Annotated in this window: 15 protein-coding genes and 1 pseudogene; 7 read left to right on the forward strand and 9 right to left on the reverse strand. The window is 40.3% G+C overall.

The features are described from left to right. Nucleotides 1–167 precede the first annotated feature (167 nt). Nucleotides 168–314 (forward strand): hypothetical protein, encoded by a 147-nt coding sequence (locus XEN7305_RS28835; protein ID WP_158500370.1) that lies wholly within the window; start codon nt 168–170, stop codon nt 312–314. Nucleotides 315–414: 100 nt separating this feature from the next. Beyond that, on the forward strand, nt 415–2,715 hold the full coding sequence (locus XEN7305_RS01925) for a bifunctional diguanylate cyclase/phosphodiesterase (RefSeq protein ID WP_006507635.1): 2,301 nt from the start codon (nt 415–417) through the stop codon (nt 2,713–2,715). A gap of 110 nt (nt 2,716–2,825) precedes the next feature. Here the strand turns inward: XEN7305_RS01925 and XEN7305_RS01930 are convergent, their stop codons facing one another. Further along, nucleotides 2,826–3,446, reverse strand: a complete 621-nt coding sequence (locus XEN7305_RS01930) for a VWA domain-containing protein (protein WP_006507636.1) — start codon at nt 3,444–3,446, stop codon at nt 2,826–2,828. 206 nt (nt 3,447–3,652) lie between these two features. Here XEN7305_RS01930 and XEN7305_RS01935 point away from each other — a divergent pair, with 206 nt between their 5' ends. After that, nucleotides 3,653–4,174 (forward strand): DUF1499 domain-containing protein, encoded by a 522-nt coding sequence (locus tag XEN7305_RS01935; protein WP_006507637.1) that lies wholly within the window; start codon nt 3,653–3,655, stop codon nt 4,172–4,174. A gap of 116 nt (nt 4,175–4,290) precedes the next feature. Then, nucleotides 4,291–4,797, forward strand: coding sequence for a transcriptional repressor (locus tag XEN7305_RS01940; RefSeq protein WP_006507638.1), 507 nt, complete (start codon nt 4,291–4,293; stop codon nt 4,795–4,797). Nucleotides 4,798–4,814: 17 nt separating this feature from the next. On the opposite strand, the gene XEN7305_RS01945 is transcribed toward XEN7305_RS01940, so the two are convergent. From XEN7305_RS01945 to XEN7305_RS01970, 6 genes are all read right to left on the reverse strand, one after another. After that, nucleotides 4,815–5,336: a ComEA family DNA-binding protein gene (locus tag XEN7305_RS01945; RefSeq protein WP_006507639.1), complete on the reverse strand. Its 522-nt coding sequence runs from the start codon at nt 5,334–5,336 to the stop codon at nt 4,815–4,817. 46 nt (nt 5,337–5,382) lie between these two features. Then, entirely contained in the window at nt 5,383–5,772 is a 390-nt protein-coding gene (locus tag XEN7305_RS01950; RefSeq protein WP_006507640.1) for an SHOCT domain-containing protein, read from the reverse strand. Nucleotides 5,773–5,851: 79 nt separating this feature from the next. Beyond that, nucleotides 5,852–6,868 (reverse strand): tetratricopeptide repeat protein, encoded by a 1,017-nt coding sequence (locus XEN7305_RS01955; protein WP_006507641.1) that lies wholly within the window; start codon nt 6,866–6,868, stop codon nt 5,852–5,854. A 141-nt stretch (nt 6,869–7,009) separates the two neighbouring features. Further along, complete coding sequence (locus XEN7305_RS01960; RefSeq protein WP_006507642.1) at nt 7,010–8,122, reverse strand: S-(hydroxymethyl)glutathione dehydrogenase/class III alcohol dehydrogenase; 1,113 nt, start codon at nt 8,120–8,122, stop codon at nt 7,010–7,012. Nucleotides 8,123–8,279: 157 nt separating this feature from the next. Beyond that, nucleotides 8,280–8,651: a YkgJ family cysteine cluster protein gene (locus tag XEN7305_RS01965; protein ID WP_006507643.1), complete on the reverse strand. Its 372-nt coding sequence runs from the start codon at nt 8,649–8,651 to the stop codon at nt 8,280–8,282. Nucleotides 8,652–8,721: 70 nt separating this feature from the next. Further along, on the reverse strand, nt 8,722–10,986 hold the full coding sequence (locus XEN7305_RS01970) for an amino acid permease (RefSeq protein WP_006507644.1): 2,265 nt from the start codon (nt 10,984–10,986) through the stop codon (nt 8,722–8,724). A 145-nt stretch (nt 10,987–11,131) separates the two neighbouring features. On the opposite strand from XEN7305_RS01970, the gene rpsO reads away from it, so the two are divergent. Then, on the forward strand, nt 11,132–11,401 hold the full coding sequence (gene rpsO, locus XEN7305_RS01975; RefSeq protein ID WP_006507645.1) for a 30S ribosomal protein S15: 270 nt from the start codon (nt 11,132–11,134) through the stop codon (nt 11,399–11,401). A gap of 36 nt (nt 11,402–11,437) precedes the next feature. On the opposite strand, the gene XEN7305_RS29940 is transcribed toward rpsO, so the two are convergent. Beyond that, nucleotides 11,438–11,566 (reverse strand): hypothetical protein, encoded by a 129-nt coding sequence (locus tag XEN7305_RS29940; RefSeq protein ID WP_255324938.1) that lies wholly within the window; start codon nt 11,564–11,566, stop codon nt 11,438–11,440. Here XEN7305_RS29940 and XEN7305_RS01980 point away from each other — a divergent pair. After that, the gene (locus tag XEN7305_RS01980; protein ID WP_006507646.1) at nt 11,565–11,894 is read left to right on the forward strand and encodes a 2Fe-2S iron-sulfur cluster-binding protein; all 330 of its coding nucleotides are present in this window, start codon (nt 11,565–11,567) and stop codon (nt 11,892–11,894) included. The two genes, XEN7305_RS29940 and XEN7305_RS01980, sit on opposite strands and share 2 nt — an antisense overlap. On the opposite strand, the gene XEN7305_RS27315 is transcribed toward XEN7305_RS01980, so the two are convergent. Continuing rightward, complete coding sequence (locus XEN7305_RS27315; RefSeq protein ID WP_071591314.1) at nt 11,891–12,016, reverse strand: DUF29 family protein; 126 nt, start codon at nt 12,014–12,016, stop codon at nt 11,891–11,893. The genes XEN7305_RS01980 and XEN7305_RS27315 overlap by 4 nt on opposite strands. Before the next feature lie 187 nt (nt 12,017–12,203). Here XEN7305_RS27315 and XEN7305_RS30115 point away from each other — a divergent pair. Then, a pseudogene (locus XEN7305_RS30115) lies at nt 12,204–12,496 on the forward strand (DUF433 domain-containing protein). Nucleotides 12,497–12,786 lie beyond the last annotated feature (290 nt).

A 12,786-nucleotide genomic window follows, 5' to 3' on the forward strand; every position in this document is an offset into this window, starting at 1 on the left:
ATCTGGAATTTTCTGGTGAATCTTCTGGCTGGATTAGTAGCTTACTCTTATTTCCCGCAGAAACCTTCTCTTGATCTAGAGCCCAAAGCTTTATCGGCTCTCCCTCCTACTGTTTTTTAACCCTGATTCAGCAGCTAGAAGATAGAGCCTAATCCATTTTAAATCTCATGACGCACAAAGCGCCAAGCTTTGCTGAGCGCAATTTATTTTTTAGCGATCGCGTATGGTCTTGGTTTCATCTTGTCGAACTCAGGTTTAACAAGTTGGGACTTGGGGTTTTAGGGGAACGCGTACCGTTGGGGAATAATAGCTAAATTTCCCTAGTTCCCTAAGCCAGAAGTATTGAGATCACTCCCACTTCTATTCGATTGTGCCAGGATGGACGATTATTACATTGCCAGATAATTTTCCATAATGTTTACTTGGCGAAGAAGTTCACAAAAATTAAATAGAAGTAAATTTCGTTGGACATTAGACAAAAAAATTGGTGGATTGGCGACTGGTTTGCTGCTTCTATTAGGAGGTGTATCTTCCTACTTTTACTTTGAAATCAGAGAAATCTGTCGAGAGCTTGAGGAAATTGCCCAGTCTGATTTGCCAATTTATGAAACTGCCAATCAACTTATTTTTTATAATAATCAGAAGCAACTGCTTCTAGAAGAACTTCATTTCATCTCTCATCACTACGCCGACGGCAATTATCCTGAAGAGCAAAGTTTGTATATATCGAAGATTGCCCATGATTTAGATCGCATAGAGCAAGATACTAGTAAAACTTTGTCTAATGGTATTCGACAGGCTCAGTTTGCGATCGCAGAAGAGGACAAGAAAGAAGATAAATATCGACTAAATCAGGAGCAAGAAGATTATCAAAAGCTCAAATCAATTTTCCTCCAGCTAGAGTTGGAACATCAAGAATTTAACATAATTATTGAGCGGTTTTTACAGCAGACTATTAATGATCAAACATCTTCTTCACTAACCCTAATCCAAGAAGCCAGATTAGAACTTCAGGATTTCGCTCAATTAACCCAAAAGATTACCCAGCAAATTAAGGCTCATATTGATGGTTCGGTCTCAGCTGCCCATGAAGAAAGAAGTCTATCGATTAAAACTAATGTTTTTATTACTCTTGGTTCGCTTTTGTTCGGAAGCGTACTCGCAAGCTTTTTAACTCATCAAATAAGTGGCTCCTTGAAAAAGGTAACTGAACAGGCCAAGTTGATTGCCAACAATATTGATCAAGAAAATTTAGAGCATCAAGCCTTAGTAATTGATTCTAACGATGAGATCCGAGATTTAGCTGTTGCTTTTAATCGCATGGTGGAGAACTTTCTCTCCAGCCAGGCAGAGCGAAAACAAATTACCGAGCAGATGTTGTCGGAGAAAAAATTGGCTCAATGGCAGGCTAGTCACGATGTCTTAACCAATTTGGTGAATCGACGAGAATTTGAGAATCAATTATCACAAATTTTAGAGAGTGAAGCCGCAACTGGCCATTCACTCTTATATTTAGACCTAGATCGCTTTAAAATCATCAACGATACTTGCGGTCATGCTGCTGGAGACGAGTTATTGCGACAAATTAGCAAAGTTTTGCAAAATGAATTACGTAGCTCAGATACTCTGGCTCGTCTCGGTGGAGATGAGTTTGCCGTCATACTTCATAAATGCGAGCAAAATAATGCTGTCGAGATCGCACAAACAATTCTCTTGGCCGTCCAACATTTCTGTTTCCATTGGCAAGAGCAAAGTTTTACTATCGGAGTAAGTATCGGAGTCTTATCTTTTAAATCGCAAAAAGACACCTTAACTTCTGTCCTTAAAGCTGCTGATGCAGCCTGCTACCAGGCCAAAAATCTGGGGCGGAATCAGATTTATGAAATGAAGAACAAAGAGCGAGAATTAGCGCAAAAATCCCAAGAGATGAATTGGTTAGCCGAAATTCACCAGGCATTAGAATGCGATCGCTTTGTTTTGTTCTATCAAAAAATTATGCCTTTGCAAGCGCCTTCCTCTGGTTCAGAGCATTATGAAGTCTTATTGCGAATGGCAGGACAAGATGGTCGGATGATTCCCCCGATGGCTTTCATTCCGATCGCAGAACGTTATCAGCTCATGAATCAAGTAGATCGTTGGGTAATCAAGAATCTATTTGCCACTCAAGCTCATCATTATCGCAAACGAGGTAGAATGACTCGTCATGCTAGTCTCTATGCCATTAATCTTTCCGGAGAGACTTTGAATGATAATCAGTTTGTCGAGTTTATTCAACAAGAGTTGGAGTATCATAAAATCCCGCCCGCCTTCATTTGTTTTGAAATCACAGAAACAGTCGCGATCTCCAATCTTTCCCAAGCCAAGCTAATGATTCAACAATTACAGGAACTAGGTTGTCGTTTTGCACTAGATGATTTTGGCAGTGGTATGTCGTCTTTTGCTTATCTCAAAAACCTGCCCGTGGACTTTCTCAAAATTGATGGAATTTTCACCAGGGAATTGCTGCAAGATCCCATCAATAGTTTAATTCTCAAATCCTTCCATGAAGTGGCACAAGGCATGGGAATCTCTACTATTGCTGAATATGTTGATAGTGAGGAGAAACTTGCGAAATTAAAATCCTTGGGCATTGATTATGCTCAGGGTTACTGGGTTGCGAAGCCGAAGCCTCTGCCAAAACTACAGTTGTTGATGAGTAAGCAAGATGTAGCTTGAGTGTACTTTTTCCTTGAAGGCAGGGGAAAGGTTTAAACCCAATCCTAGTTATGACAAGACTCCTCCTGAATAATCTACCCTCTGCCTTCGTTTATCTAGGAAGTTAAAAACTAATCAATCAACGCATTTAGCAAAACTTCTGCAAGACTCATCCCCTGCATTTCATCAACGGTAACAGTATCGACAATATCAAATTTTGCTCCAGCAGATTCAAGACGATCATCTAAAGCTTTCAGAAATGCGGTTGCTTTGCGATCCTTGCCAACTTGAATTAGAGATATTCCCATTTCTTCATCTCGATCAATCTTTTTCGAAGCGTCAATGATCACTCGCATGACTGCTTTACAATCATCTGGCTCCCCATCAGTGATTACGACGAAAGTCTCCCCATTAGCTTTTGCTTCTCCTTGAGCTTTGCGGTTGAAGTAATTTTCTGTGGCATCTAAGAGCACACTAGCTAAATCCGAACCTCCCATAGGTTCGTTTTCCTGGTAAATCTGAGAAACTTTATCTGAGGTCACATTATCATAGCGACGAAAAGGGCCAGAGAATAAATATACTGTGATTCCATCAGGGTCATTTTGTTCACATTCTTTGGCTAGGGCCAAAGCCGATTCTTGAGCTGCTTCCCAACGGGTTTTACCCCCTGGCTGATCGTTAGTAGACATGCTTGCACTCTTATCAATGATGAGAGTGTAGTCGCGGTTGCTAATAATAGAACTATCAATCATGATTTAGGCTGATTTCAACTTGATTATGGCTTGTTTTCCTTTAGCCTATTACAAGATAAAACTTCATTTGCCAAAAATCCCAAATTTTCTCACAATTGAGACAGCATGGTTGAAAATCCCAATACTATTCCAAACACTATAAGTTGAGATAATTGTTATAATTTTCCTTCGTCGGCATTATTTCGTCAGCATTAGAGGATTAAAAAGTGATTCGTTTTACCGCAATTATTCTGGGAATTTTTGTAACCCTGGCTAGTAGTTTTATCTATCCGGCAAATGCTTTGGCGGCTCCATCTCCGACCATGGCCGCCTTACCCATTGTGAAAAATATTTTTGCGGGTACTCCTCCTGATAACTTAGGCATTCATGATGGCCATTTGACCAAATGTCCTACTTCTCCCAATTGTGTGGTTAGTCAAGGTGGCGATGAAACTCACGCGATCGCCCCCATACCTTATCAGTCAGATCTCGCTACGGCAAAGGAAACCTTACTAAAAGTGCTTGCTGTTGTCCCTGGCACCACTATTGTCGAAGAGACTGACAATTATATCCGTACCGAGTCAGAAAGCCGCATTATGGGTTTTATTGATGATGCGGAATTTTATTTTCCTGTGGGAGAAAATGTTATTGAGATCCGTTCGGCTTCCCGTTTAGGAGAATCTGATTTGGGAGTTAATCGTAGACGTTTAGAACAAATTCGTTTTGCCCTAGCCGATCTCAATGTTTAGTCAGCAAGTCTAGCCTAGAATTATATTCTTATTTTCAATTAGTAAAGATTGTTGCAAATATTAGTCAATCTTTACTATTATTGTCAATAATTGGAAATAAATGAGATTAGACCAGCATGGCCCACTATACAGCAGCTTCTTTGAAAGCGGAGCTCAACTCCAAAGGTTGGCGAATGACTCCTCAAAGGGAGAAAATTCTCCATGTATTTCAAAATTTACCGAAAGGAGATCACCTGAGCGCCGAAGAGTTACATGAGGTCTTAGAGCAAAGAGAAGAAGGCATCAGTCTTTCTACTATCTATCGCAGCGTTAAATTAATGACGCGGATGGGGATTTTAAGAGAACTAGAATTGGCAGAAGGTCATAAACATTATGAGCTAAATCAACCCTATCCTCACCATCATCACCATATAGTTTGCATTCAATGTAATAAAACTATTGAGTTTAAGGACGACTCAATTTTAAAACATAGCCTTAAACAATGCCAAAAAGAGGGTTTTCAGTTGATCGATTGTCAACTGACCGTTATGACGATTTGCCCAGAAGCCTTGAGGATGGGATGGCCTTCTGGGTTGCCTAGCGATTGGTGTTGTACTCGCATGATCTCTGAAAGCAAAGCTTAGCTTAAAATTATAAAAACTTAAAAAGTTATGTAATGCATTAAATTGGCTATCAACTGGCTATCTAATTTGAGACGGCGCTGTAAATCCGCCAGGTTGCGATATGAGCCATTATTTTCTCGCTCTTTAATAATCAAGCTGGCCAGGTCAATTTCCAAGATAGGAATCTGCCCAATTTCTGCGACTGATGCCCTATTTGGGTTAACTTTTTGGGGACTTAAAACACTGAGGCGATCATAATACTCGAAATGTAAAATTGGTTCTAGGGGCAATAATCTGGTAACAGGAAAGCTCAGCGCAGCCGCAACATCTTCGATGCAAAGCAATTGCACTCCCATTCCCACCAATTCCACTAGCGATCGCCCTTGGTGAATTGAGATTCCTGGTAATCGCAGCCAATCGTCAACACTTGCCTGATTGACATTGATTTTAATTCCTAATTCCCCAGCAATTGTTATTTCCTCTAATGACTGAAAACGATAGTAGGGGTCGTTGAGTATTTTATAAGAAATTGCTTTTTTCCTAAGACTAGATAAGACCATTGCTAATTCAGAATTGATAACTGTTTACTATTAACGAATAACTGAATTAGGATGTTTCTAGTAATTGACGGCGTTTTTGCTCAAATTCATATTCTGTAATTAACCCATCTTCTCGCAAGCTATCTAATTTCCGTAACGCTTCTGCGATCGCATTTACTTTTTGGGCTTCATTAATCGCAAACTCACCAGTAGCGATTCCATTAAACTTATAGTTAAACTCTTCTAGATCCTGAGTTATATATAAAACCGCGTCGATCGCACAGGCAATCCTGACCATGGGACTAGACCATAACAGGAGATAGACAAAGCCCCAAACGGGTTGTCCTAGATAAAATTTTTGTAATCCAGGAATTGGAGTAATAGCACTCAATAATGCCAAACCCACAGCTATTTTGCGATTTTTATGATAACTGAAGAACTGGTCTACTGTAAGCATAGGAAAAAATCACTAAATTATACTTTGGACATTTATCCACCAAGTATATAGCGATTTTCAAAAAGTCAACTAATCTAATCTAATCGTTCTTTACTGAATCAAGATTGGCTAACTTGAGTAATAAACGACGACGATTATTCAAAGCCTTTTGATATTGAGGCTCTAATTGTAAAGCATTACTATAGTATTTGAGAGCTTCTCTATGTTGTTGCAATTTTTCTAAAGCAGCACCCTGGTTATTTAACGCTTGATGATAATCCGGCTTAATCGCGATCGCCTTTTGATAAGCTGCGATCGCATGCTCATACTGTTGGGACTTGAGATATAAATTACCCTGATTGTACCAAGCTCGATATTCATCAGGCGCAATTTGTAATAACCGATGGTATGTCTGAATTGCCTCTTGAGTTCGATTATTCCGCGCTAACAAACTACCTTGGGCATACCAAGATTCATGATAGTCCGGTTGAATTTCAACTGCTTTTTGATAGGCAATTAAAGCTTTATCGGTCCTGCCCAGGCGAGCTAAAATTTGACCTCGATGATGCCAAGCGGAATATAAATCAGGATTTAGATCGAGCGCTTGTTGATAAGCATCAATCGCTTTACTATAAACCCCCAATTTTTCTAGGGTCACAGCCTGATTGTACCAAGTAGTATACTCATCGGGATTCAGCTTTAGTGCATGATGATAAGCGACAAAAGCTTGATGATAATTTTTTAAATGACTGAGGGCGATTCCCCTGCGATACCAAGCCTGTTCCAGATCAGGTTTAACGGCTAACGCAAGATCTAAACAAATAATTGACTCTCGGTATTTTTGCAGTTTTTGTAATGCAATACCTCGATGAATCCAAGTCTGATAAACATTAGCATTTACATCAGAATCGGGAGGATAACAGGAAATATTTTGTTCATAATCGTTTAAAGTTTCTACCACGTCAGAATTATCAAGATAGGCATATTCTGTGCGAGATCGACTGTTTTCTAATCGTTGATTTCGTCTTGAATTGCCAGCAGCTGATAACGGTGCAACATTAACTCCAAACAAACCAACAAATATACCTGTTAAAGCCAATAAATATAATTTACGCATCGCTCAAGATTAATTTTTCTTATACTACATTTATAGTGATTTATGACAATTTATACTACGATCAGTAGTGCTCCTAATTGGTGATCTAGCTCAATGACATTGCTGTCTTTAGAGGTTAAAGACTGAGCAATTATGCAAGAACTAGTCAAAGGTGATCACACTACGAAGAGATTCTCCTTTATGCATTAACTCGAAAGCATCATTAATCTTCTCCAGTGGCATAGTATGAGTGACCAGAGCATCAATATCGATCTTGCCTGACATGTACCAGTCAACTATTTTCGGTACGTCCGTTCGTCCTCTGGCACCCCCAAAAGCGGTGCCTTTCCAGACTCTTCCCGTAACCAGTTGAAAAGGACGAGTACTAATTTCTTCCCCTGCTCCAGCAACCCCGATAATGACTGAAACCCCCCATCCTTTGTGGCAGCATTCTAAAGCTTGGCGCATCACATTCACATTGCCGATACATTCAAAACTGTAATCAGCGCCGCCGTCAGTTAGCTCCACCAAATGGGCTACCAAATCACCCTCAATTTCTTGGGGATTGACAAAATCTGTCATGCCATATTTCTCGGCAAGAGTTCGTTTTGCAGGATTGAGATCTACGCCAATAATTTTATTTGCTCCTACCATTTTGGCTCCCTGGATGACGTTCAAGCCGATGCCTCCCAAGCCAAACACCACCACATTAGCCCCTGGTTCAACCTTAGCTGTATTGACCACCGCACCGATTCCTGTGGTAATGCCACAACCAATGAGACAAACTTTGTCTAATGGTGCATCTTGCCGAATTTTGGCCAGGGAAATTTCTGGCACGACAGTGTAGTTCGCAAAAGTTGAGGTTCCCATATAATGATATAAAGGTTGCCCATCTAGGGAGAAACGACTTGTTCCATTAGGCATTAAACCTTGGCCTTGAGTAGCACGAATTGCCTGACAAAGATTAGTTTTCATGCTCAAGCAGTAGGCACATTGACGACATTCGGGAATATATAGAGGAATGACATGGTCTCCGGGTTTGAGACTAGTAACACCTTTCCCGACTTCGACAACTACTCCTGCTCCTTCATGTCCTAAAATAGTAGGAAATAATCCTTCAGGGTCAGCTCCAGAAAGAGTATAAGCGTCGGTATGGCAAACGCCTGTTGCTTTAATCTCAACCAAAACTTCCCCTTCTTGAGGTGGTGCTAGCTGCACAGTTTCAATACTGAGAGGTTTTCCTGAGGCAACGGCAACGGCGGCTTTAACATCCATAGTTAAATTTTAATATAGACTTATCTGGTTCTTTACTTTTTAGTTTCCCCCAAAATAACATCAAAATAGCCAATTCTTAATTCAGGGTTAAGAATTGGCCTAAAGATTTTGATTGAAATCATTAATTAAGTTATTTAGTTTAAGATTATTTGTAAAGTTATTTGTGTTGTTCTATGATTTTTTGGTTATATCGGTCTATCTCCGGACTAGCTTCGCCATAGACTCCTGTAATTTGTTGACGACAACAGGCGATCGCAAAATCATTAAACTCCTCTAGTTCTATCCTATACATATCCTGAAACGTATCTGGTTGTACACGACAGAAACGAGGTCTTTGTTCATAAATGGTACATTTTCTAGTTTGATGGTCAAAATTAAGGCACCAGCCATCTTCTCCGACCATACTCAGATACAACTCTAATTCTTCAGCAGAGAGATATTCCTCCAAATCAGGTCTATCTTGAGGATCAAGATGACAACAAGCACCACAACTTTCCACACAACGCCATACTTCCTTCCGAGTTTTCATACTTAATAAATCTCAAACTCATTACTTATTACTTATTACTTATTACTTATTACTTATTACTTATTCCCCATTACCCATTACTTTCGGTCAAAACTTCCCCAAAAGCAAATTCCGGTGCGGCTAGGACAAATACAGTCGAAGGTAAACCTACTACTTTCGCCTGGAGGTTTTCGTAATATTCGGTATAGTTTTCGTTTGGAGTTGCCATGCCTAAAAATACTAAATCGGCATTTTTGGAAAATTGACGGAGAATATCGGCAAAAGGACGACCTTGAGAGATGTAAACTTGGGATTTGACATCAATACGCAACTTATTGATATAACTTTTGATATTTTCTCTGGCGGCTATGGCTGCTGCTTCATCGGGGACAACAAGTTTGAGATAAATACGAGGATTACGCCAACTAATATCGGTACTTAATAAATAGGCCAAGAGCAACATTAGACTCCCATTGGCTTGGAGTCCGCCCCACCAAACATCAATACGACGACGACCACCAAAAATCTGCTTGGGATTTTCTCGAAAAATTACCACATTACGTCTACTAGCATGAATTTGTGCGATCGCCTGGCAGAACTGTTTCCTGCGGGAAGGGTCTTCGCTATCCCCCATGACAATCGTATTGGGAACTAGAGGCCCCAGACCATAGGTTTCTACCAGCCTCATCGCTCCTTCAAAAGGATCACTAGCCGTCGTTACTCTGACTAAGGCTTGTACGCCCCTTTTTCTGAGATAATCACGAATGGTTTTTTCTAATTTGATTTGTCGTCCGAGATCCCGTGAAGCACTAGGTAAAACACTAGAAACTGTCATCAGGCTACGATTATGACTAAAACCATCAGCTAATTCAATTAAAGACCAACGTTTTTGGGGTGCGCCAGAAAGTACCAAAATATGAGGACGCCAATTTTTAGTATCATCCTCTTCTGCCATTTGGAAGATTCCCATGCCAATTAAGGCCATCCACATGCCGCGTCGCACATCACCCCAAGTAGTACGTAATTCTCTCTGTTGCAACCAGACAAACACTCCTGAGACGATTACTGCTGCGATCGCAGTTGAGCTGGCATCGATTAAAAACATCACCCAGAGACAACCGACAGCACCGAGCAATGATAATGACCAATGAACCCGAAAAGTAGGACGAAAGGAAGGACTTTGGAGAAAACCTTCTACTCCTGCGGCAACATTGAGAACTAGATAGGTTGTCAAGAAGAACATACTCAAAATCGGAGCAATCAAATTAAGATCACCAATACAAACAGCAGCGATCGCAAATCCGAGGGTAACTAAAGTGCCATTACGAGGTTCATCATCTTTGCCATGTCCATCCCCCAAAAAGCTTAAAAAGCGAGGCAGTACCCCATCTCTAGTTAAGGCTTGCAATACCCTTGGTGCGCCTAAAATACTGCCAATAGCACTGCTCAGAGTAGCCCCCCAGACACCCAATAAAATAGCTGGCCCCCAGAGTGATATTTTCTGCATAATCAGAGGCACATTGCGCAAACTTTCCGTATCGACGCGAAATGCCAAGAAAATGGGCAAAATCATATAAATTACATAGCCCGTGATCACTGCGGCGAGAGTTCCTGTGGGAATCGATTTCACAGGATCTTCCAAATCTCCTGACATATTGACTCCTGCCATAATGCCTGTTACAGCAGGGAAAAAGACAGCAAAGACAGTCCAAAAAGGTGCTGCATCTTCAGGTGGAGTCGCAAACATCTGGACTTCTACATTGGGAACTGTATGACCAAAGACAAAAGATACCAGGGATAATGCGATCGCTGCCATGATGAAATACTGGGCCTTGATCGCAATGCTGGCAGAAGTGAGGGCCAAGATTCCCACTAAGATTGTGATAAATAAAGCCACATAGGTTTGATTGAGATCTTGTAAATTGAAGCCAAAATTGGCAATCCCAATGAATAAGTTGGTTCGGACAATGCTCTCGGCAAAACCGATAGTATAAAGGGCAACCGAAATGGCTTGTGCAAAATAGAGGGAAATTCCCACTGCTCCCCCAGGCTCGATTCCTAGTGAGCGGCTAATCATATAGTAGGCTCCGCCACCTCTGACTACTCGATCAGTCGCGATCGCGCATATTGACAAAGCTGTTAATAGAGTAATGGCAGTAGAAATGGTGACAATAATCAGAGTATTAATCAGCCCCGCATTGCCGACTACCCAGCCGAAACGCAGATACATAATTACACCGAGAATTGTCAAAATTGAAGGAGTATAGACCCCGCCAAAAGTTCCTAAGCCAGACTCTTTTATAGTCTCGCCGTTACTGGAACTAGGTTTGAACCCAAAAGGGAAAGGAAATTTCACTATTGCAGCCTATAAAGTTACAAATTGCTTTGTTAAAGCAAGCATAATTATTACAGAATTTAATTGATTGCGCCCAGGTGGAGAAAGTTTAATTAATGATATTATGTTTGTTTGGAGTTTAAACTAATTTTCAAATAAAACAATTATGGCGTTAACCCAACAACTCAAACAAGAAATCATAGGAGAATATCAAGTCCACGAAACCGATACTGGTTCTGCGGATTTACAAGTGGCCATGCTGACCACTAGAATTAATCAGCTTACTGAGCATTTGAGAAGTAATAAACAGGATCATTCTTCCCGTCGCGGATTGTTGAAAATGATCGGCCGTCGTAAGCGTCTTTTAGTGTATATTCAGAAAAAAGACTATGAGCGCTATCAAAAACTGATTGCTCGCTTGGGTATTAGAAGATAATCATTGACCATTGATCATTAACTATATAATCATTGGTCATTGGTGGGTAATTTTACGGTCAGATCCTGTGCGGTGGTTAGGCTTGTACTCAGCTTGGTATTCTGGGTAAGACTGAGGTTGGGTTGGCGATCGCATAACCCAACACAACAAATTATTTTTCATCATGCCGAGTATAAAATTTCAGGGAAAAACTATTAACTGTAACCAAGGCGAGAATCTTCGCCGGGTTTTACTGGAAAATAAACTTAATCTTTATAACGGCAATGCCAAATATATTAACTGCATGGGAATTGGTACCTGTGGGACTTGTGCAGTAGAAATTGTCGGGGAGGTTTCTGCTCCTAATTGGAAAGACAAAGCGAGGCGATCGCTTCCTCCTCACAATCCTAATAGAAATCGTCGTTTAGCTTGTCAAACTAAAGTTTTGGGAGATCTAGAAGTTATTAAGTATGATGGCTTTTGGGGACAAGGAGATAACCTCAGAAGATGTTAGACCAATTGCTCTAAATAACTTTCAAGCGATCGCTTTGCCGATCTTCCCAGATCCTCAATTCCTTCTAGCCGATTATGCCAATCCATAGCCTTAAGGTTTCTATTTTTCAGCGCGATCGCCATCTCTTATATCTAGAGATTAAAATCGCGATCATATAATTTATCTTGCATTCTATTTTTTTTATTCAATAAAATCTACTAAATCGCTACAATTAGAGTAAGATGCTCACGCAAACAAAACACTCGCACTTTTGTACAAATAAATTAGAACTACTATAAATTTTGTGAATATAACTTGATGTTTAAAGCTATGCAAAATACTAGAGTTTTATTTGAAAGAATCACTTTTAATCCACAAATCATGGGTGGGAAAGCTTGTATTAGACGGGGTTCATAAACGCCAGGGAAACCACTGGCGACGACCTCTCAGGAATGAGGATTACGGTTTCTTTAGTATTAAAATTATTGGCGAGTAATATGACAAGATCAGAAATTCTAGAAGCCTACCCTTATTTAGAATTAGAAGATATAGAAGCTTGCCTAAATTATGCAGCATTTTTATCTGATGAGAAAGTTTATTTCTTTACGGAGAATATTGCATGAGATTCTTAGCAGATATGGGAGTATCACCTTTAACTGTTAAGGCTTTATGTGAGCAAGGTTTAGAGCGTCTTAGTGACAATGTAATTATGTTGAGTTTCATCCCTTAAACCCCGCCGAACATAGAAAATTTGTCAGTCAAATATTCAAAGATTTAGGTAATACTAAATCCTGTTGAGACACAACACTTAAAAGTTGGGGGAAGGCAGAGGGCAGAGGGCAGAGGGCAGAAGGGTTTGAGTCCATTGAGATTTTCTCATCTAAACATGTGTTTTCAAAATCGGATTTAGTAT

Source organism: Xenococcus sp. PCC 7305 (genome assembly GCF_000332055.1).
In the GTDB taxonomy this organism is placed as follows: domain Bacteria; phylum Cyanobacteriota; class Cyanobacteriia; order Cyanobacteriales; family Xenococcaceae; genus Xenococcus.

Bases quoted from the DNA above. Each gene is read 5' to 3' on its own strand.
- XEN7305_RS01930 (WP_006507636.1), bottom strand. From the start codon at position 3,446: ATGATTGATAGTTCTATTATTAGCAACCGCGACTACACTCTCATCATT.
- XEN7305_RS28835 (WP_158500370.1), top strand. From the start codon at position 168: ATGACGCACAAAGCGCCAAGCTTTGCTGAGCGCAATTTATTTTTTAGC.
- XEN7305_RS01980 (WP_006507646.1), top strand. From the start codon at position 11,565: ATGCCGAGTATAAAATTTCAGGGAAAAACTATTAACTGTAACCAAGGC.
- XEN7305_RS01960 (WP_006507642.1), bottom strand. From the start codon at position 8,122: ATGGATGTTAAAGCCGCCGTTGCCGTTGCCTCAGGAAAACCTCTCAGT.
- XEN7305_RS29940 (WP_255324938.1), bottom strand. From the start codon at position 11,566: ATGATGAAAAATAATTTGTTGTGTTGGGTTATGCGATCGCCAACCCAA.
- XEN7305_RS01925 (WP_006507635.1), top strand. From the start codon at position 415: ATGTTTACTTGGCGAAGAAGTTCACAAAAATTAAATAGAAGTAAATTT.
- XEN7305_RS01945 (WP_006507639.1), bottom strand. From the start codon at position 5,336: ATGGTCTTATCTAGTCTTAGGAAAAAAGCAATTTCTTATAAAATACTC.
- XEN7305_RS01955 (WP_006507641.1), bottom strand. From the start codon at position 6,868: ATGCGTAAATTATATTTATTGGCTTTAACAGGTATATTTGTTGGTTTG.
- XEN7305_RS01950 (WP_006507640.1), bottom strand. From the start codon at position 5,772: ATGCTTACAGTAGACCAGTTCTTCAGTTATCATAAAAATCGCAAAATA.
- XEN7305_RS27315 (WP_071591314.1), bottom strand. From the start codon at position 12,016: ATGGCGATCGCGCTGAAAAATAGAAACCTTAAGGCTATGGATTGGCAT.
- rpsO (WP_006507645.1), top strand. From the start codon at position 11,132: ATGGCGTTAACCCAACAACTCAAACAAGAAATCATAGGAGAATATCAA.
- XEN7305_RS01940 (WP_006507638.1), top strand. From the start codon at position 4,291: ATGGCCCACTATACAGCAGCTTCTTTGAAAGCGGAGCTCAACTCCAAA.
- XEN7305_RS01965 (WP_006507643.1), bottom strand. From the start codon at position 8,651: ATGAAAACTCGGAAGGAAGTATGGCGTTGTGTGGAAAGTTGTGGTGCT.